We start from the raw sequence: 18494 nt of genomic DNA on the forward strand, positions 1-18494 counted from the left end.
ACGAGGGAGGGCGTCGTGCGCGTGCTGCTCGATAGTTCGATCGTGGTGTTCGGGGAGCGGATCTCCTATGCGGAGCTGTTCGGGCAGGTGTTCGCGTTGGCCGTGGTCTTCCTGGCGCAGCGGCGGACGCTGTGGACCTGGCCCGTCCAGTTGGTCTCGGTGGTCCTGCTCTTCACCGTCTACGTCTCCGCGCACCTGGGCGGTCTCGCCGTCCGGCAGGTGGTCGTGGGGCTCATCGCGCTGTACGGCTGGTGGGCGTGGACCCGCCGCCGGGACCCGGTCTTCGGGGTCGCGGTCCGCCGGGCGACGGGTAGGCAACTGACCGCGGTGGCGGTGGCGTTCGCGGTCGGCACGGCCGTCTTCGCGCTGGTGCTCGACGCGCTGGAGGCGTCGTGGGCGCCGTGGCCCGACGCGGCGATCTTCATCGGGACGGTGCTGGCCTTCGGCCTGCAGGCCTGGGGGCTGGTCGAGTTCTGGCTGGTCTGGCTGGTGGTCGACGCCATCGGGGTGCCGTTGCAGCTCAGCTCCGGCCTGTGGTTCAGCGCGGTCGTCTACACCGTCTTCGCCGCGCTGGTGGTCTACGGCTGGGTCAGCTGGTACCGCTCGGCCGCGCAGCAGCACCAGCGGGTGGCCGCCTGAACCGCGGAGGGCGGGGTCCGTGCGGACACCGCCCTCCGCGGGAACTCAGGCCGAGCCCGGGTCCGACGTCTGCGGGCCCGCCGCCGACACGTCGTCGATGCGGTACTTCGCCGCCGCCTCGACGACCGTCGAGCGCGGCACCTCGCCGCGCCCGGCCAGGGCGGCCAGCACGCCGACCGTGATCGACTCGGCGTCGACCAGGAAGTGCCTGCGGGCCGCGGGCCGGGTGTCGGAGAAGCCGAAGCCGTCGGTGCCCAGGGTGAGCATGTCGGTCGGCACCCACGGGCGGATCAGGTCCGGCACCGCGCTCATCCAGTCCGACACCGCCACGACCGGGCCGACGCCCTCGGACAGCACCGAGGTCACGTACGGCACGCGCGGCTCGGCCTGCGGGTGCAGCAGGTTGTGCCGGTCGATCTCCACCGCCTCGCGGCGCAGCTCCGACCAGGACGTGGCCGACCACACCTCGGCGCCGACGCCCCACTCCTCGGCGAGCAGCCGCCGCGCCTTGAGCGCCGCGGGCATCGTCACGCCCGAGACCAGGATCCGCGCCCGCGGACCGTCGGCCGACGGCGCCTCCTGGTACCGGTACAGGCCGCGCAGCAGGCCCTCGACGTCGAGGTTCGCGGGCTCGGCGGGCTGCTGGTACGGCTCGTTGTAGATCGTGAGGTAGTAGAAGATGTCCTCGGCCTGCTCGCCGTACATTCGGCGCAGGCCGTCGCGCACGATGTGCGCGAGCTCGAAGGACCACGCGGCGTCGTAGGACACCACGGCCGGGTTGGTCGCGGCCAGCAGCAGCGAGTGCCCGTCGTTGTGCTGCAGGCCCTCACCGGTCAGCGTCGTGCGGCCCGCCGTGGCGCCGAGCACGAAACCGCGCGCCATCTGGTCGGCCGCGGCCCACAGGCCGTCGCCGGTGCGCTGGAAGCCGAACATCGAGTAGAAGATGTAGATCGGCACCATCGGCTCGCCGTGCGTGGCGTACGAGGTGCCCGCCGCGGTGAACGACGCCGTCGACCCGGCCTCGTTGATGCCCTCGTGCAGGATCTGGCCCTGCTCGCTCTCCTTGTAGGACAGCATCAGCGACGCGTCCACCGAGGTGTAGAGCTGGCCCAGCGGGTTGTAGATCTTCTGCGTCGGGAACATCGAGTCCATGCCGAACGTGCGCGCCTCGTCCGGGATGATCGGCACCAGCCGCGGCCCGATCTCCGGGTCCTTGGCCAGGTCGCGCACCAGCCGGACGAACGCCATCGTGGTGGCGACCTCCTGCTTGCCCGACCCGCGCTTGAGCACGTCGTAGACCTTGTCGCCGGGCAGCACCAGCGCCTTGGACTTGGTCCGCCGCTCCGGGGAGTAGCCGCCGAGCTGGCGGCGCCGCTCGGTCAGGTACTGGATCTCGGGGGAGTCCGGTCCCGGGTTGTAGTACGGCGGCAGGTACGGGTTCTTCTCGAGGTCCGCGTCCTCGATCGGGATGCGCAGCGTGTCCCGGAACGCCTTGAGGTCGTCCAGGGTCATCTTCTTCATCTGGTGCGTGGCGTTGCGCGCCTCGAAGTGCGGGCCGAGGTTGTAGCCCTTGATCGTCTTGGCCAGGATGACCGTCGGCTGGCCGTGGTGCTCGGTGGCCGCCTGGTACGCCGCGTACACCTTGCGGTAGTCGTGGCCGCCGCGCTTGAGGTTCCAGATGTCCTGGTCGGACATCGGCGTGACCAGTTCCTTCGTGCGCGGGTCGCGGCCGAAGAAGTGCTCGCGGACGAACGCGCCGTCGTTGGCCTTGTAGGTCTGGTAGTCGCCGTCCGGGGTGGTGTTCATCAGGTTGATGAGCGCGCCGTCGCGGTCGCCGTGCAGCAGCGCGTCCCACTCGCGGCCCCAGACGACCTTGATGACGTTCCAGCCCGCGCCGCGGAAGAACGACTCCAGCTCCTGGATGATCTTGCCGTTGCCGCGCACCGGGCCGTCGAGCCGCTGCAGGTTGCAGTTGATGACGAAGGTCAGGTTGTCCAGCTGCTCGTTGGCGGCCACGTGGATCAGGCCGCGCGACTCCGCCTCGTCCATCTCGCCGTCGCCGAGGAACGCCCATACCCGCTGGTCGGAGGTGTCCTTGATGCCCCGGTCGCGCAGGTACCGGTTGAACCGGGCCTGGTAGATGGCGTTCATCGGGCCCAGACCCATGGAGACGGTCGGGAACTCCCAGAAGTCCGGCATCAGCCGCGGGTGCGGGTAGGACGGCAGGCCGCCGCCGGGGCCCGCGTGCGAGAGCTCCTGGCGGAAACCGTCCAACTGGGAGGTCGAGAGCCTGCCCTCGAGGAAGGCGCGGGCGTAGATGCCGGGGGAGGCGTGGCCCTGGACGTAGATCTGGTCGCCGCCGCCGGGGTGGTCCTTGCCGCGGAAGAACCAGTTGAAGCCCACCTCGTACAAGGTCGCGGAGGAGGCGTAGGTGGAGATGTGGCCGCCGACACCCACACCGGGGCGCTGCGCGCGGTGCACCGTCATCGCCGCGTTCCACCGGATCCACGCGCGGTAGCGGCGCTCCACCTCCTCGTCACCGGGGAACCACGGCTCCTGCTCGGTGGGGATGGTGTTGACGTAGTCGGTGCTGGTGAGCGCGGGCACCCCGACGTGGCTCTCGCGGGCCCGCTCCAGCAGGCGCAGCATCAGGTAGCGCGCGCGCTGCTGCCCACCGCCGCGCAGGGCGGCGTCGAAGGACTCCAGCCACTCCGCGGTCTCCTCCGGGTCGATGTCCGGCAGGTGAGCGGCGATGCCGTCGCGGATGACGCGGACGCGCTCGGGGGTGGGCTGGTTGTTCTGCGTGGCCAACTTCGAGCTCCAGCCTGGGTTGAGGACAAGATTTCCGCGCGCGCGATATCACGCGCCTAGGGGACACTCTGCCATGTTCGACCCCGCGCGCCGCGCCGTCACCGTGCCTACTGGCCGGTACGGCGGTGTGGGGTTGTTCGCACCGCTCGCTGCCTGGACGTCCCGGCGGCGTGTCGAACAGCAGACGGTTGCGCTGGCGGGCACAGTCAGTGTTCGCTATCGCCTAACCGAACAGGCACAACGCGGCCGACGGCCCTCCAGGAGGGTCGGAACGCCGCGTCGAGCACAACTGGAGGAGTGACACCGTGGTGGCCGCGGGAGACGCCGGGAACGCCGACGTCGCCGACAAGCTGGGGATCGAGACTGGCGCCGTTGTCCAGGAGATCGGGTGGGACGAGGACGTCGATGACGACCTGCGTGCCGCCGTCGAGGAGCGGATCGGCTCCGACCTGCTCGACGAGGACGCCGACGAGGTGGTCGACGTCGTGCTGCTGTGGTGGCGCGAGGACGACGGCGACCTGGTCGACGCGCTGATGGACGCCATCGGGCCCCTCGCCGACGACGGCACGATCTGGGTCCTGACCCCGAAGACGGGCCGCCCCGGGCACGTGGAGCCCAGCGACATCGCCGAGGCCGTGCCGACCGCGGGGCTCGCCCAGACGTCCAACATCAGCGTCGGACCGGACTGGTCCGGCACCAGGCTGGTATCGCCCAAGTCGGTGAAGACCAAGCGCTAGCGCGGCGCTGGTCCCAAGCGGCGGTCACCCGGGCGGTCACCCGCCCGGGTGGCCTAGGCTGGCCGAGCACAGTTCCGGGCGCGACACGCGCCCCCAGCCAGGAGGTTGCCGGGTATGGCGGTCGAGGTCGGTTCGAAGGCCCCGGACTTCACGCTCAACGACTACAACAAGCAGCCGGTCAAGCTGTCGGACTACCAGGGCTCGAAGAACGTCCTGCTGGTGTTCTACCCGTTCGCGTTCAGCGGCATCTGCCAGGGCGAGCTCTGCCAGGTCCGCGACGAGCTGGCGAACTACAGCGACAGCAACGTCCAGGTCGTCGGTGTGTCCGTGGACACGCCGTTCAGCCTCAAGGCGTGGGCCGAGCAGCAGGGCTACCAGTTCCCCCTGCTCTCCGACTTCTGGCCGCACGGCGAGGTCGCCAAGACCTACGGCGTCTTCAACGAGGCGGCGGGCCTGGCCAACCGCGGCACGTTCCTGATCGACACCGAGGGCACCGTCCGCTTCGCGGAGATCAACGCCCCCGGCGAAGCCCGCGACCAGGACGCCTGGAAGAAGGCCGTCGCCGCCCTGTAGCGTCAAGTCTTCCCCCGCCGCGCGACCCGCTCGCGCGGCGGACCCGGGCGCATAGCTCAGCGGGAGAGCACTCGGCTTACACCCGAGCGGTCGCAGGTTCGAATCCTGCTGCGCCCACGACCTCAGGAGAGGTGTGTTCGCGGAGAGCGCGAACCGGGTCGGTCGTCATTGAATCTGGGGGCCGAGCCCCCAGACCCCCACGGTGCGGTGTGTTCCCGAACCAGCGTGGGCGTGTAGGCGCGGAATCCGTGAGCGCGGAGTTCGTGGGTGCGTGGGCGCGGGGGTTGTGTAGCGCTTGTGGTGGTCTGGGTGGGGTTGTTGGTGCGGGGTGTTCGCATGTGCATATTGATGGGCTGGGTGTGAATCCGCGTAGGTGCGGAATGTGTATTTGTTTTGGCTGGTGAGGGTGTTCGGGTGACGGTGGGCTTGCCTGGGCGTGGTTCTTTGCTGGTTGTCGGGGGAAGTTTTTACTGCGAGCATGCGCCTGACTTTGTGGAGGCGATGGTGAGCGGTGGTGCGGGTTCGTCGGGTCGCCAGGGTGTGGTCAGCAGTCTGATCGGTCGGGAGCTGAATGGGCCTGCCGTGCAGGCGAATGTTGTTCGGGGGGATCTTGTTGTCAATCCGCCGCCCGCTCGACTGGGGGGTAGGGCCGGGGTGGCGGTGGGAATGTCCGTGCTGGTGACGATGATGTTCGCCGCTAGTGTGCCGACCTCTTCGGCGGGTCGGACTTCCGCTTCCGTTGTGCCTGATGTCGGTAGGTTGGTGACATTTCTGCGCCTGTGGTCGACGCCGCAGGCTTCCTTTGATTTTGAAGCGTCGTTCGCCGTGGTCGGTCCGCTGGATGACCGCAAGGACGCGACCGTGCAGTGCGTCGACCCTGGGGATGGTCGGCTGGGGTGTCCTGTGGGGGAGAATGTCGCGTGGTCGGTTCTCCTGCCTGACCATTCCGGGGTCATCGAGATGAATGGCTCGGCTGGATTGGACCCGCGGAGTTGCCCGCGGCAGGCGGAATCGTATTTCAAGGGGTCGCTCGTGGTGCGTCCCGGCAAGGTGTACTGCCTGTGGATCGACAACTCCAGAGGTGATGATCCGGCGAAGTGGGGGGTTGCCGCTTTTCGGATCTCCGGTGTGCTGGGGAGTAGGCCGGTCGATCCCGAAGCGGCGTTGCCGGTGGTTGTTGAGCGCGCGTTTCTCACTGCGGCGCAGAGGTAGGGCTGAGGGCTGGTGGGCCCGGCGCCGCCTCAGGGGACGGCGCCGGGGTTGGGGTTATGGGGCGTTGTAGGTGAGGGTGTATTGGCCGGAGCCGGTGACGGACTTGATTTGGTAGCGGTAGTAGCCGGCGGTGCCGTTGTAGGTCAGTGTTTCGGTGGGGTTTGTGGTGGTGGACTGGGCGACTGTGGGCCAGGTGGAGCCGTTCCACTTTTGGAGGGCTAGGTCGTAGTTGGTGCCTGTGGGGAACTTCAGGCAGGCCTGGTGGGGGCCGGAGACGGTGGTTTGGAAGAAGCTTCCGTCAGGTTGGTAGCCGGTCGCGCCCGCGGTCAGGGTGGCTGTCTTCGTCGTCTTCAAGGTGGGGCAGCCGGTGGGGTCGTTGCCGGTGACCGTCAGGGTGTAGGCGCGTGACAGTGTGGTGGGGGCGCCAGTGGCGGTGACGGTGATCGAGTAGGTGCCCGGTGGGGTGCTTGCTGACGTGGCCAGGGACAGGGTGGACGACTGGCCCGCGGAGACCGACGACGGGCTGAAGGCCACCGTTGTGCCTGTGGGGGCGCCGGTGGCGGAGAAGGTCAGCGTGGTGGTCGGTTGGCCGGTGGTTTGGACCGTGGCGGTCGTGGCGGCACCCGGGACGACGGTGCCCGAGGAGGGCTGGAGGGCGATGTCCGTCGGGTCGCCGGGGGTGGGGCCGCTGTTGTTGTCGATGTCGTTGCGGATCTCGTTGTAGACCAGGGTGATGCGCGTGCCCCAGTTCGGGCAGCCGCCCAGGTGGTGCAGGGCGATGACCTTGTGCGACGAGCCCGCCAGCACGGGTGAACCGGAGTTGCCGCCGGAGGAGTCGCAGCGGTAGCCGGTGTTCACGCCGGAGGACACCACGTCGATCTTGCAGGTGGCGCCGCCGTCGCTCTCCTCGTACAGGGACAGGCGCTTGGGCTTGATGTCGCCGTGGCCGGAGATGTAGATCCGCTCACCCGCGGTGGGTTCGCGGACGTCCAGGTAGAGCGTGCCGTACTGGCGGATGCTGTCGAAGTTGCTGACGCTGAACAGCGTGTAGTCCAGGTCCTGCAGGGAGCTGATCTTGATCAGTTCCTGCCCGCTGACCTTCGTGCCGGTACGCGGGTTGTTGCCGCCGCACGTGGCGCACTGGTAGTCGAACTGGAACTCGCTCGACCGCAGCTCGGCCGCGTCGCCGATGCAGTGCGCGTTGGTCAGCATCCGGTTGGTGTTGCCGACCCGCCACGCCGTGCACGAGCCCAGTCCGTTGACCAGCTGCCGGGCCACCGCGTTCGAACGGGCGTACTCGGTGGGGTGGCTGGTCTGGTAGCAGGCCACGTCGCGGCGGGCGTCGTTGCCGCAGACGCTCAGCGTCGTCGGGTTCTCCGCCGCGTACTCGGTCTGCGAGTAGCCCCGGTCGTACCGGGTGACGCGCACCCCGTAGCCGCGGCGCTTCAGCGACGCCGCGCTGCGATCGCCGGTCGCGTGCAGCGTGACCACGGCCGTGTCGCCGTCGATCGACATGGCGGCGAAGCCCGCGTCACCGTGCAGCGTGTACGACGAGCCCCGGGACAGGTCGCCGTAGTAGGTGTGCTTCTCCTTCCCGTCCGGCGAGGACACCGTCACGTAGTCGTCGCCGACCAGTTTCAGCGGCGCGAAATGCACCTTCACATAGGTGGCGCCGGGCGCGGAGATCCGGGTGCTCCACGAATTACCAGTATTCCCATAGCGAATTTCGGAAGACTTGGCCTCAATGGCTCCGGTGCGGGTCACGCGGGAGTTGAGGACCGGTGCCGTGAAGGTGGGTTCTGCCTGTTCAGAGGCACTTACCGGGGGTGCTGCGGCGACCGCCGCGGCCACCAGGGCCACGGCGAGAACGAGACGTCGAAGCATTGTCGCTCCTGGGTGCAGGGTGATATCCACCCCTGAGATTGCCCCAATGGCGACACGACCGGGGGCATCTCAAATCCCCATAACGAAACCGCTTACTGGAAGATCGCGATCGGCCGCACCACCAGCTCGCCGGTCGCGGACTTCCACGCCTGCACCTTGCCAAGGCACCGCGCGTGGAAGGGCCCGTCGGGGATCTCGTCGTCGCGCAGCCCGTCCTTGTGGCACTCCAGCCGGACCTGCGGGCCCTCCTCCGGGTCGTCCGGGTCGCCGAAGGGGGCGAGGAACACCGTGCGGGTGCCCGCGTGGTCGGCCACCCGGAACGCGCCGCGCACCGAGACGTAGCTGTCGATCGACCGCAGCCGCAGCCGGTCGGTGCCGCCGGTCTTGAGCAGCGCCACCGACACCGCGTTGTTGTGCGTGATGGTCCGGTCGCGCAGGTCAACGTGCACCACGCCGTCGGCGTTCTCCAGCACGTCGAGCAGCACGCCGATGACCGCGATCGGCTCGGCGTTGGTGATGTACCGGCTGACCACCTCGCGCCCGCTGCTGCGCCCGCCGTCGAGGCCGACGGCGTGCACCTTCAGCGCCAGCTTCTGGTCGCTGGTGCTGTCCACCCGCTCCTCGACCTCGCGCCGCATGGCGTCGCCGTAGCCGCCGGACTGGTACAGGTCCATGACGGATTTCTCGTGCAGGTAGAACGTCAGCCCCGGCACCTCACGGGTCACCTTGGGCCGCGCCCGGTGCGCGCGCCACGCGAAGAAGAGCGCGCCCAGCGCCACTACGACACCCAGCGCCGTAAGAATCCACACCATCGCCCACGGCCACCACACCGACCACCACAGCGCCCTATCGACAGCCACGAACCCCCCTTACCGCGTCGAGCAGCGACGACGTCGCCGGGTCCAACAGCCTGCCCCCGGTCTCACGGGCCACCCGGTCCAGCTCCACCGGGTCCGCGTCGCCGAGCCGGACCGCGAACACCGGCACCTTCCGCGCGGCCTCCGGCATCGCCGCCCGGGCGCGCAGGAAGTCGTCGGCGGACGCGCCCGCGTTGTTCTCCCCGTCGGTGATCACCACGACCGACCCGGTGGCGTCCTCCCACCGCGTGCCCCGGAATGCGTGCTCCAGCGCCGACCAGATCGCCGTGCCCCTCCCGTCGGCGGGCGCGGCCACCACGCCCGCCAGCGCCGTGAGGTCGGACGCGCCGCGCACGGTCACCGACCGCTCGGCCAACACCCCGCCCGCGAACCGGACGACGGTGATCGTCTCGCCCAGGTGGAACCGGTCGAACCCGCCGCTGCCCGTCCCGCTCAGCGCCGCGAACACCTCGCGCAGCCGCTCGACCCGGGGCCCGGCCATGGAGTTCGAGTAGTCGAGCACGTAGACGACCCGCTGCGCGCGGCCGGTGGTGAGGTCGCGGTAGGTGGACAGCAGCGCGTCGAGCACCTCTTGGCGCGCTGGGAAGTACAGCGCGTTGCCGATCGGCGGGCGCAGCGGTTCCGGGCGCGGCAGCGCGGGGTCGACCGAGCGCCGCGCGGTGTGCTCCATGATCCAGTTCTGCGCGGTCGGCGCCAGCAACCAGTCCACCGCGCGCTGGTACGGCTCGCGCTTGGCGGGGTCGAGCAGCAGCAGCGGGAAGCGCGACAGCACCATGCCGTCCCGGGGGCGGACGATCTGCGGTCCCGCAGCGGCGGCCCGGGTCAGCAGGGTCGACTCGTGCGCGATCACCGCGTCGACGTCGTCGTGGTCGGTGAACGCGGCCACCGCGTCCCGTTCGGACTGCCCGCCGCGGGTCTTGCCGGTGAGGAACCCGCCCAGCGGCGCGCAGCTGACCTGCGCGGCCTCCAGCGCGCCGCCCGTGCGGGTGGCCGCGGTGGCGACGCCGACCAGCGCGGCGAGCCCCGACCCGGACCGGTCCGGGTCGGCCATGGCGAACCGGAACACCCCGGCCGCCGCCCGGTCGGCGACGTCCGCCCAGGTCGGCCCCCGGCCCCCGGACGCGGCTGTCAGCGCGGGCATCGCCCGCCCGCGCACCCCGAGGACCAGCGGCGACTCCATGACGGGCGTCCCGGTCGGCAGGCCACCGGGGTAGCCGTCGCGCTTGGCCCGCAGCTCCAGGTACCGGTCGGTGCTCAACCACGCCAGGTCGTGCCGGTACTGCCCGGGGACCAGCGCCCGGTCGGCGTCCTCGACGTACTCCATCCGCAGCTCCACGCCCGTCTCGCGGCGCAGGTCCGCCAGCAGCGGCTGCACATCGGACAGTTCCGGCGGAGCCAGCACGGTCAGCGTCACCGGCGCGGGGGTCTCGGTGGTGCACGCCGTCAGCAGGCAGGCCAGCGCGAGCACCGCCGCCGGCGCCCTCGTCGACGCGGCGGGCACTCGGTTGTGGCTCATCGCCGTGGCGGCGGGCACTCGCCCACCGTCGTGATCATCTTCTCCAGCAGCGGCAGCGCGGGCAGGAACGTCTCGGTATCGCCGACGCCGGAGCTGGGCACGGGCACGCCCTGCTGGTTCAGGAACGTGGTGAACTGGCCGGTGGTCAGCGTGTCGTCGGACTCGAAGACCCGGAAGCCCAGCTCCAGCGCGCGTCGGCGCAGCCGGGGGTCTTCGGTGATCAACCGGCCGACCCGTTCGCCCGCCGGGGTGAGCGCGATGAACTCCGGGACTGCCTGGACCTGCGCGGCCGGGTAGAGCAGCACCCGCCGGGTGTCGAGGGAGCCGGTCTGCGCGCGCACCCGCACCTGGTGGGCCAGGTACTGGTGCTCGTAGATCACCGCGATCGGCGCCAGGCCTTGGCCGTCGGGGGCCAGGTAGCTGCGGGACATGTCGTCGCCGGGCAGGCCCTGCGCGGTCAGCAGCGGTTTGATCCGGTTGGCCAGGTCGACGGCCTCGGCCTCGGTCTGCGGGATCGTGTTGCCGTTCTCCACGAACGCGACCAGGCCGAGGTAGGTGGCGGCGGAGTTCGACGAGCAGATGTCCGAGGTCTGCGCGAGCACCCGGTTGCCGTTGCGCAGGTCGGGGTCCAGCTTCTCCCAGGTGTCCGTGCGGATCTTGTCGATGAAGGGCTTCATCGGCAGGTTGAAGTAGAGCGGTTCACCGGTCGACGGCTGCGGCGCGCCGACGCCCGCGCCGACCAGTGCCTCGGCGTAGTCGCGGTAGGTGGCCAGCACGATCGGGCTGAAGAACGGCTTGAACACCTTGGCGGGGGCGTGCGTGGCGTCCCAGCGCTGCCGCAGCTGCAGGGCGGCGGGCTGGCCGGACGGGAAGACGAAGTCGAGGTCGTCGATCGCACCCGTGACGATCTCCCGGGACCCCGCGCGGTCGAAGTCGACCTGGATGCCCTCGCTCATCAGGATGCGCTTCACCTCGGCGTCGGCGAAGAACTCGCCCTTGGACGCCGTCCGCCCGGTCACCACTACGACCTCGCGAAACGGCAGGGTGACCATGCCACCCGCCCACAGCACGATGAGGCCGACCAGCCCGATGATGGCGGCGGGCACGAAGGGGCCGAGGAACCGCTTGCGCCGGAAGGCCGACCTGGGCGGGGTCACGATGGTGAAATCCGGCTCGGTGGCAACCCCGGGGGTGACGGTCACGGACCCCTCCGCTCGAACGGAACTCCTCATCGGAAGGGTCGCGGGATCGCGGTCGGTGATTACGCGGTTTCGGAAAGTCCGCGCCGAACGCGTCCGACCGTCGTGGGCCGAATGGCGCACGGGGTTCCGGTCCGCGTCCGGGGGCGGAAACCGAACAGCGGACCGCCGTGGACGGTCCGCTGTGTTCGTGCAGGTCTTTCGGGTCAGCCGGTGACGCGCTCCAGGTCGGGGTCGTCGTCGGAGGTGACCACGGGGGCGTTCGCCGCCGCCTTGGCCTTCTTGCGCTTCTTGACCAGGTGCACGACCACGATGACCACCACGACCACGACCAGCAGGACCACCGCGCCGCCGCTGAGGTACTTCTCCAGCTGGTGGGCCGCCTCGCCGAGCGCGGCGCCGATGCTGATGTGCAGCGCCGACCAGCAGGCCGCGCCCGCCACGACCGCGGGCAGGAACTTGCGGTACTGCATGCCCGCCGTGCCCGCCGCGGCCGGTGTCAGCGTGCGCACCACGGGCATGAACCGGGCGAAGAACACCGCCCACGCCCCGCGCCTGCGCAGGATGTCGGTGGCCTTGTCCCAGCCCTCCACGCCGTACTTCTGGATCAGCTTCGTCTCGCGCAGCTTGACCCCGTACTTGCGGCCGATGAGGTAGCCGATGGAGTCGCCGATGCCCGCGCAGACGGTGACCACGGCCCACAGGATGAGGAACCGGGGCACGCTGTTGACGGTGGTGGCCGCGATGAGCAGGCCACCCTCACCGGGGGCGATGAAGCCGAGACCGATCGTGCACTCGGCGAGCACGAGGCCGCCGGTCGCGGCGACCAGTGCGGGCTGCGGGAGTGCTTGCAGCCAATCGAGGACGTCGGTCAGGAATGCCACGGCTCGGTTCCCCTCAACACGCTCCGGCGCCAGACTTTCCGACGCCGCGTCGTGGGACGCGCCGAGGTGCCCCCTGGTTGCGACCTCGACGACCCACTTGGACAGTGTTTCGTCCACGACGAGCCTGGCATAACGGGGATGACCCCTGAATCGGTCGGGGTGACCATCTGGGGGTCACCCTGAAGATTGACACGGGGGAGACGAAAGTTACCTCTTCAGGAGCGCGGTGATCTCTTGGCTGGACTCGCCCGCCTCGGCCAGGTGACGCAGGTTCTCCGGGATCTGCTGGCCCCGGTGCTCCACGGCCTGGGTGAACAGCCGACCGGCCCGGTAGGACGACCGCACCAGCGGACCCGCCATGACGCCCGCGAAGCCCAGGCCCTCGGCCGTCTCCTTGTGCGCCAGGAACTCCTCCGGCTTGACCCACCGGTCCACCGGGTGGTGGCGGACGCTGGGCCGCAGGTACTGGGTGATGGTGATGATGTCGCAGCCCGCGTCGTGCAGGTCCGCCAGCGCCTCGGTGACCTCGTCGGCGGTCTCGCCCATGCCCAGGATCAGGTTCGACTTGGTGACCAGGCCCGCCGCGCGCGCCTCGGTGATCACCGACAGGGACCGCTCGTACCGGAACGCGGGCCGGATCCGCTTGAAGATCCGGGGCACGGTCTCCAGGTTGTGCGCGAGCACCTCCGGGCGGGAGCCGAACACCTCGGCGAGCTGGTCCGGCTCGGCGTTGAAGTCCGGGATCAGCAGCTCGACGCCGGTGCCCGGGTTGAGCGCGTGGATCTGCCGGACGGTCTCGGCGTAGAGCCAGGCGCCGCCGTCGGCCAGGTCGTCGCGGGCCACGCCGGTGATCGTCGAGTAGCGCAGGCCCATGGCCTGCACCGACTCGGCGACCCGCCGGGGCTCGTCGCGGTCGAGGTCGGCGGGCTTGCCGGTGTCGATCTGGCAGAAGTCGCAGCGCCGCGTGCACTGCTCGCCGCCGATGAGGAAGGTGGCCTCGCGGTCCTCCCAGCACTCGTAGATGTTGGGACAGCCGGCCTCTTCGCACACCGTGTGCAGGCCCTCGCGCTTGACCAGGCCCTTGAGTTCGCGGTACTCGGGGCCCATCTTCGCCCGGGTCTTGATCCAGGACGGCTTCTTCTCGATCGGGGTCTGCGCGTTGCGCACTTCCAGGCGCAGCATCTTCCGACCCTCAGGCGCGACTGTCACGTCCGCCAGGCTACGCCTCTACGCCGGATCCGGAGAAACGCCGGTCAAATCGGCCGTCCGCACCCACAATGTCCGGCCATGATCGGGGTTGAGGGCATTAGGCCGCGGTGAAACCCGGGTTGGACCGCCGAATACCTGGCCCGGTCCGGACGGCCCGTAGTACTCGCCGCCGCGCACGTCCGGCGCGGTCGCGGTGTAGAGCTGGGGCAGCGCGCCGCGTGCCGCCGACTGCATGACCAGGCGGTTGCCGACCGAGACCACCGAGGTCAGCGCCCGGCTCAGCGGCCCGCGCACCCGGTTGCGCGTGGTGTTCGCGGCCAGCTCCGTCGCGCTCAGGCCCGGGTGCGCGGCGACGCTCACCAGGTCGAGCCCGGCGGCCTCCACGCGGCGGTGCAGCTCGAACGCGAACAGCAGGTTGGCCAGCTTGGACTGGCTGTAGGCGGTGATCGAGCGGTAGGGGCGGCGCTCGAAGTTGAGGTCGTCGAGGTCCAGGCCGCCGCCGCGGTGGGCGAGGCTGGAGACGGTGACCACGCGCGCGCCCGCGACCTCGCGCAGCGCGGGCACGAGCAACCAGGTCAGCGCGGCGTGGCCCAGGTGGTTGGTGCCGAACTGGAGCTCGAAGCCGTCGACCGTGCGGCCGGGCGGGACGGCCATGACGCCCGCGTTGTTGATCAGGATGTCGAGCCGGTCGCCGGTGCGCTCGCGGACCTCGGCGGCGGCCTTGCGCACCGAGGTCAGGTCGGCCAGGTCGAGTTCGAGCAGTTCGGCGGGACCGTCGATGGTCGCCAGCGCGCGGCGGCCGCGCTCGGCGCTGCGGCACGCCATGACCACGTGCGCGCCGCGGCGGCTCAGCGCCTGCGCGGTGCGCAGCCCGAGACCGGAATTGGCCCCGGTGACCAGCGCGGTCTTGCCGCTCAGGTCGGGGATGTCGGCTTCGGACCAGCCCATGTCGTCCTCCTCGGAAACTCGCGTTACCCGAGGGTAGGCAGCGGCTGCTGAGGTCGCGCTCAGGCGATGGCGAGTCGCGGCGCGGTGGACCCGATCAGGGCGGCGAAGGCGGCGCCGACCCGGGTGACCTCGGCCCGGGGCCCGGTCGGGTCGGCGAGGTTCGCGACCAGCGCCAGCATCCGCTGCTCGGCCTCGACGCCGGGGCGCAGGGCCGGGTCGTCGCGGTGGGCGTCGAGTACGGCGCGCAGGACGGGGAAGGCGCTCGCGGTCGTCCACCAGGCGCGGGTGACGGCGTCGACGAGGTCGGTGCCGGGGTCCCGGTCGGCCTCGGCGCGGGCCAGGCCCAGCGGACCGGTGAGCTTGAGGGTCCAGCGGTGGTGCAGGGCGAGCAGGACCTCGTCCGCGTCGGCGAAGGTGTCGGCGGGCGGGATCGGGCCGCCCGGGTCGTGCCGCAGGTGCGCGAGGACGGCGTCGAGCGCGTCCCGGCGGCGGTAGAACTCGGCCCAGCCCATGGTCGGCTCCCCTCCGGACGTGCTGGTCGCCGTCAACATACCAACGGTACGTACCGTTGGTATGTCCTATCGTTGTGAGCGTGCCGACAGTCCGCGCCGACGAGTCCAGCACCAGGCGGGACCTGGTCGACTCCGCCATCACCCTGTTCACCCGCCAGGGGTACGCGGCGACCTCGCTGGAGGCGGTCGTCGCGGGCGCGAAGGTCACCAAAGGGGCGCTGTACCACCACTTCAGCGGCAAGCAGGCGCTGTTCGAGGCCGCCTTCGACGCCGTGGAGAGCGCGGTCGTGAACCGGCTGGGCGAGGTCGTGGTGCACGGCCCGGGGACGGCGTGGGACCGGGCGGTGAGCGGATTGCGGGCGTACGTCGAGGTGTGCCTGGAACCGTCGTACCAGCGCATCGCGATCCACGAGGGCCCGGTGGTGATGGGCTGGGAGCGGTGGCAGGAGGCGGCGGAGAAGTACAGCTACGGGCTGGTCCGGGCGGCCGTGGCGGCGCTGGTCGACGCGGGGGAGATCGACGAGCTGCCGGTCGAGGTGACGGCCCGGATCCTGTTCGGCGCGCTGCGGACCGGGGCGGCGATCATCGCCGGGGCCGCCGAACCGGAGCTGGCGGGGGCGGACGTGTCGAAGACGATCACCCGCGTGCTGGAGGGGATGCGCAAGCTGCCCGGGTAGCCGCCGGGGGCGCGGAGTCCATTTGCGACCATGACGCCCTTGCCGACTGGGGAGGTTGTCATGGCGGTGACGTGGGAGCGGGCGGTACCCGACCCGGGGCCGGGGCGGATCGCGGCGGAGGACGCGGCCACGGCGGCCGTGCTCGGCGTGCGGCGGGCGACCGACGAGGCGGGGGGCAAGCGCCGTCCGGTGGTGTTGAGCCTGGTCGCGATCACCGCGGCCCTGGCGGTCTTCGACCTGGTGGGCGACCACGTCGGCCTGTTCTTCGCGCACCTGGCGCTGCTGCTGTTCACGATCTGGATGGCCTGGTTCTTCCTCCGCCCGCTCGCCAGGAGCTTCCCGGCCGTGGAGCACCTGGTGACGACCCTCCCGTGGCGCCAGGTGACCGCCCGCGTCGTTCGCGTCGCGCGCGTGTCGTGGCTGTCGACGGTGGTGGAGATCGAGGAGCCGGAGGGGTTCGTCCCGCTGCGGGTGTGGGGGTTGCCCGCCGCGCACCGGGGCATGATCAGCGGCCTCGCCACGGCGTGGGTCGTGGGACCGCACGAGTCCTGGTACGCGATCCGGGTGCCCGGGTCGCCGCTGTTCTGGACCGCCCGCCGCCCGGGGAAAGCGCTTTCGCCGGGCACCTTCAGCGAGCGGGTGGACCCGGTGGAGATCACCCGCCGCACCGCGGCCTGGCGCCGTTGGCGCGCGCTGCGCCCCTACCTCAGCCCGGTGTTCACCCTGGTCACGATGTCCACCTTCGGCATCGGTTGGCTGACCACCTCCACGGTCTGGGTCGTCGTGGTGGTCCTCGTCGGCTACCAGCTCCTGCTGACCCAGAAGGCACTCCGCCACCGCAAGCCCGACCTGCGGCTCCCAGCGCTCGTCCAGCACACCCGTGCCTGGACCCGGCTGACCGTCCGGGTCCACCCCTGGACCCTCCGGCTGGACGGCACCGCGGAAGCCACCGCCGCGGTCACCCTGCCCGGTGAGGACGAGGAACGACACCTGTACTTCCCGGCGGCCCCGGTGGACTTCCTGAGCACCGCGGCCGCGACCGGCGCGGTGTGGGTGGCGGGGTCCTCGGTCGTCCCCGGGACCCCGCTCGCCGTGGGCTTCCCCGGCTGCCCGGTGCTCGCCGCCGGGGAGATCCGCTAGCGCCAGCCGCCGTTGCGGCCGTTGACGTCGACGGTGGCAGGGAGTCGGACCTCGCCCTCGCTGACGCCCGCGTCGGCGAAGGTGGACATCTCGCCGAGCACGCGGGTGGCCATGGAGAGCAGGGGGAGGGCCGCGAGCGCGCCGGTGCCCTCGCCGAGACGCAGGTCCAGGTCGAGGATCGGGGTCAGGTTGAGCTGCTCCAGGACCAGCGCGTGCGCGGGCTCCACGGACTTGTGCGCGGCCCGCCACCACTCCGACGCGCCCGGGGCCAGTTCCTCGGCGACCAGCGCCGCCGCGCCGACGACCACGCCGTCGAGCAGCACCGGGGTCTTGCGGACCGCGGCCTGGGCCAGGAAGGCGGCCATGGCGGCGATGTCGGCGCTACCGGCGGTGCGCAGCAGCGCGACCGGGTGCGCGCTGACGCGGCGGGCGCGGCGGAGCGCGTCGCGCACGGCGGTGGCCTTGCGCATCCAGGTCTGGTCGTCGATGCCCGTGCCGCGGCCGACGACGGCCACCGGCTCGGACCCCGACAGCGCGGCGATCAGCACCGCGGCGGGAGTGGTGTTGCCGATGCCCATCTCGCCCGCGATCAGCAGGTCGGCACCGCCGTCGACCTCCTCGTCGGCGAGCGCGCGGCCCGCCGCGATGGCGGCGTCGACTTCGGCGTCGGTCAACGCGTCCTCGCGGTCGATGGAGCCGGACGAGCGCCTGATCTTGTGCGCGGTGACGTGTTCGGGCAGCTCCGCGTCGGTGTCGACCCCGAGGTCGACCACCCGCACGGTCGCGCCCGCCACGGACGCCATCACGTTGACCGCCGCGCCGCCCGCCAGGAAGTTCGCCACCATCTGGCCGGTGACCTCGGCGGGGAACGCCGACACGCCCTGCGCGGTGATGCCGTGGTCGCCCGCGAACAGCACGACCCGCGGCCGGGCGAACGGCCGGGGCGGGCACTGCCCCTGGCACGCCGACACCCACACACCCAACTCCTCCAGGCGACCCAGCGACCCCGGGGGCTTGGTCAGCTCCAGGTGCCGGGCCTCGGCCGCGCGGTGGGTCGCCGCGTCCGGGGTGGGGATGTGGGGGAACTCGGTGCTCACCGGCGCTACCTCCGCTTCACGTGCCGTCGTGGGAGAGCCTGCCAGAGCGGTTCGCCGGAATCGAGGTCGGCTACCGTGGCCCCCGTGAGCTTCCGCTGGCGCTACGAGGACGAAACGGGCGGTTCGGTCACCGGCCCGGGGGTGGAGTTCGCCACCCAGGACGAGGCCGAGGAGTGGTTCGGCGGCGCCTGGCGGGAGTTGGGTTCGGCGGGCGTCGCCCAGGTGGTCCTGCTCGACGGCGACACCGAGGTCTACGGCCCGATGAGCCTGAGCGCCGCGGAGTAGCCGTGCCGCGCCGCAACCAGCCGAAGTACCCGGAACCGCGCCCCCTCAGCGGCGGCCTCGGTGACCAGCGGGTCGAGTCCGCCCCGGACGGGGAGTGGCTGGTCCGCACGGTGCCGGGGGCGCAGGCGACCAAGTCGTACCGGTGCCCGGGCTGCGACCAGGAGATCCGCCCCGGCGTGACCCACGTCGTGGCCTGGTCGGCGGAGGCGCACGGCACGGTGGAGGACCGCAGGCACTGGCACCCGACGTGCTGGTCGGCCCGCGGCAGGCGCGGCCCGACGAGGAGACGTTGA

18 protein-coding genes and 1 tRNA gene are annotated in these 18494 nt (G+C 71.1%); 9 read left to right on the top strand and 10 right to left on the bottom strand.

Going from position 1 to position 18494, the window contains the following annotated elements:
* The first annotated feature begins 15 nt into the window (after nucleotides 1-15).
* The gene (locus V5P93_RS07875) at nucleotides 16-639 is read left to right on the top strand and encodes a nicotinamide mononucleotide transporter family protein (protein WP_104478701.1); all 624 of its coding nucleotides are present in this window, start codon (nucleotides 16-18) and stop codon (nucleotides 637-639) included.
* A gap of 45 nt (nucleotides 640-684) precedes the next feature.
* Here the strand turns inward: V5P93_RS07875 and aceE are convergent, their stop codons facing one another.
* Nucleotides 685-3450, bottom strand: coding sequence for a pyruvate dehydrogenase (acetyl-transferring), homodimeric type (gene aceE, locus V5P93_RS07880; RefSeq protein ID WP_104478702.1), 2766 nt, complete (start codon nucleotides 3448-3450; stop codon nucleotides 685-687).
* A gap of 305 nt (nucleotides 3451-3755) precedes the next feature.
* Here aceE and V5P93_RS07885 point away from each other — a divergent pair, with 305 nt between their 5' ends.
* From V5P93_RS07885 to V5P93_RS07900, 4 genes are all read left to right on the top strand, one after another.
* Entirely contained in the window at nucleotides 3756-4187 is a 432-nt protein-coding gene (locus V5P93_RS07885; protein WP_104478703.1) for a DUF3052 domain-containing protein, read from the top strand.
* Between the two features lie 114 nt (nucleotides 4188-4301).
* On the top strand, nucleotides 4302-4760 hold the full coding sequence (locus V5P93_RS07890; protein ID WP_104478704.1) for a peroxiredoxin: 459 nt from the start codon (nucleotides 4302-4304) through the stop codon (nucleotides 4758-4760).
* A 45-nt stretch (nucleotides 4761-4805) separates the two neighbouring features.
* Nucleotides 4806-4877, top strand: a tRNA-Val gene (locus V5P93_RS07895).
* Between the two features lie 549 nt (nucleotides 4878-5426).
* Nucleotides 5427-5972, top strand: a complete 546-nt coding sequence (locus V5P93_RS07900; protein ID WP_104478705.1) for a hypothetical protein — start codon at nucleotides 5427-5429, stop codon at nucleotides 5970-5972.
* 54 nt (nucleotides 5973-6026) lie between these two features.
* Here the strand turns inward: V5P93_RS07900 and V5P93_RS07905 are convergent, their stop codons facing one another.
* The 8 genes from V5P93_RS07905 to V5P93_RS07940 all read right to left on the bottom strand — a co-directional run bounded on the left by V5P93_RS07905 (nucleotide 6027) and on the right by V5P93_RS07940 (nucleotide 15038).
* Nucleotides 6027-7634 (bottom strand): trypsin-like peptidase domain-containing protein, encoded by a 1608-nt coding sequence (locus V5P93_RS07905; RefSeq protein WP_245931205.1) that lies wholly within the window; start codon nucleotides 7632-7634, stop codon nucleotides 6027-6029.
* 314 nt (nucleotides 7635-7948) lie between these two features.
* Nucleotides 7949-8716, bottom strand: coding sequence for a hypothetical protein (locus V5P93_RS07910; protein ID WP_104478706.1), 768 nt, complete (start codon nucleotides 8714-8716; stop codon nucleotides 7949-7951).
* Complete coding sequence (locus tag V5P93_RS07915; protein ID WP_245931206.1) at nucleotides 8703-10268, bottom strand: substrate-binding domain-containing protein; 1566 nt, start codon at nucleotides 10266-10268, stop codon at nucleotides 8703-8705. Before V5P93_RS07915 ends, V5P93_RS07910 begins: the two co-directional genes overlap by 14 nt.
* The gene (locus tag V5P93_RS07920) at nucleotides 10247-11452 is read right to left on the bottom strand and encodes a hypothetical protein (protein WP_219823944.1); all 1206 of its coding nucleotides are present in this window, start codon (nucleotides 11450-11452) and stop codon (nucleotides 10247-10249) included. The genes V5P93_RS07915 and V5P93_RS07920 overlap by 22 nt, the downstream gene beginning before the upstream one ends.
* A 203-nt stretch (nucleotides 11453-11655) precedes the next feature.
* Nucleotides 11656-12333 carry a DedA family protein gene (locus V5P93_RS07925; protein WP_104478781.1) on the bottom strand — a complete coding sequence of 226 codons (678 nt, stop codon included), beginning with the start codon at nucleotides 12331-12333 and terminating at the stop codon, nucleotides 11656-11658.
* Between the two features lie 207 nt (nucleotides 12334-12540).
* Nucleotides 12541-13542 carry a lipoyl synthase gene (lipA, locus tag V5P93_RS07930; protein ID WP_104478707.1) on the bottom strand — a complete coding sequence of 334 codons (1002 nt, stop codon included), beginning with the start codon at nucleotides 13540-13542 and terminating at the stop codon, nucleotides 12541-12543.
* Between the two features lie 18 nt (nucleotides 13543-13560).
* Nucleotides 13561-14490, bottom strand: coding sequence for an oxidoreductase (locus V5P93_RS07935; RefSeq protein ID WP_104478708.1), 930 nt, complete (start codon nucleotides 14488-14490; stop codon nucleotides 13561-13563).
* A gap of 59 nt (nucleotides 14491-14549) precedes the next feature.
* Nucleotides 14550-15038, bottom strand: coding sequence for a hypothetical protein (locus tag V5P93_RS07940; protein ID WP_245931207.1), 489 nt, complete (start codon nucleotides 15036-15038; stop codon nucleotides 14550-14552).
* 44 nt (nucleotides 15039-15082) lie between these two features.
* Between V5P93_RS07940 and V5P93_RS07945 the strand changes: the two genes are divergently transcribed.
* Nucleotides 15083-15679 (top strand): TetR/AcrR family transcriptional regulator, encoded by a 597-nt coding sequence (locus V5P93_RS07945; protein WP_104478782.1) that lies wholly within the window; start codon nucleotides 15083-15085, stop codon nucleotides 15677-15679.
* A 60-nt stretch (nucleotides 15680-15739) separates the two neighbouring features.
* Entirely contained in the window at nucleotides 15740-16819 is a 1080-nt protein-coding gene (locus V5P93_RS07950; RefSeq protein WP_104478710.1) for a hypothetical protein, read from the top strand.
* Here the strand turns inward: V5P93_RS07950 and cobT are convergent.
* Nucleotides 16816-17916: a nicotinate-nucleotide--dimethylbenzimidazole phosphoribosyltransferase gene (gene cobT / locus V5P93_RS07955; RefSeq protein WP_104478711.1), complete on the bottom strand. Its 1101-nt coding sequence runs from the start codon at nucleotides 17914-17916 to the stop codon at nucleotides 16816-16818. The genes V5P93_RS07950 and cobT overlap by 4 nt on opposite strands.
* 84 nt (nucleotides 17917-18000) lie before the next feature.
* On the opposite strand from cobT, the gene V5P93_RS07960 reads away from it, so the two are divergent.
* On the top strand, nucleotides 18001-18201 hold the full coding sequence (locus tag V5P93_RS07960; RefSeq protein WP_104478712.1) for a hypothetical protein: 201 nt from the start codon (nucleotides 18001-18003) through the stop codon (nucleotides 18199-18201).
* A gap of 2 nt (nucleotides 18202-18203) precedes the next feature.
* Nucleotides 18204-18494, top strand: a complete 291-nt coding sequence (locus tag V5P93_RS07965) for a hypothetical protein (protein WP_104478713.1) — start codon at nucleotides 18204-18206, stop codon at nucleotides 18492-18494.

This window comes from Actinokineospora auranticolor, from assembly GCF_041897805.1.
Classification (GTDB): Bacteria; Actinomycetota; Actinomycetes; order Mycobacteriales; family Pseudonocardiaceae; genus Actinokineospora; species Actinokineospora auranticolor.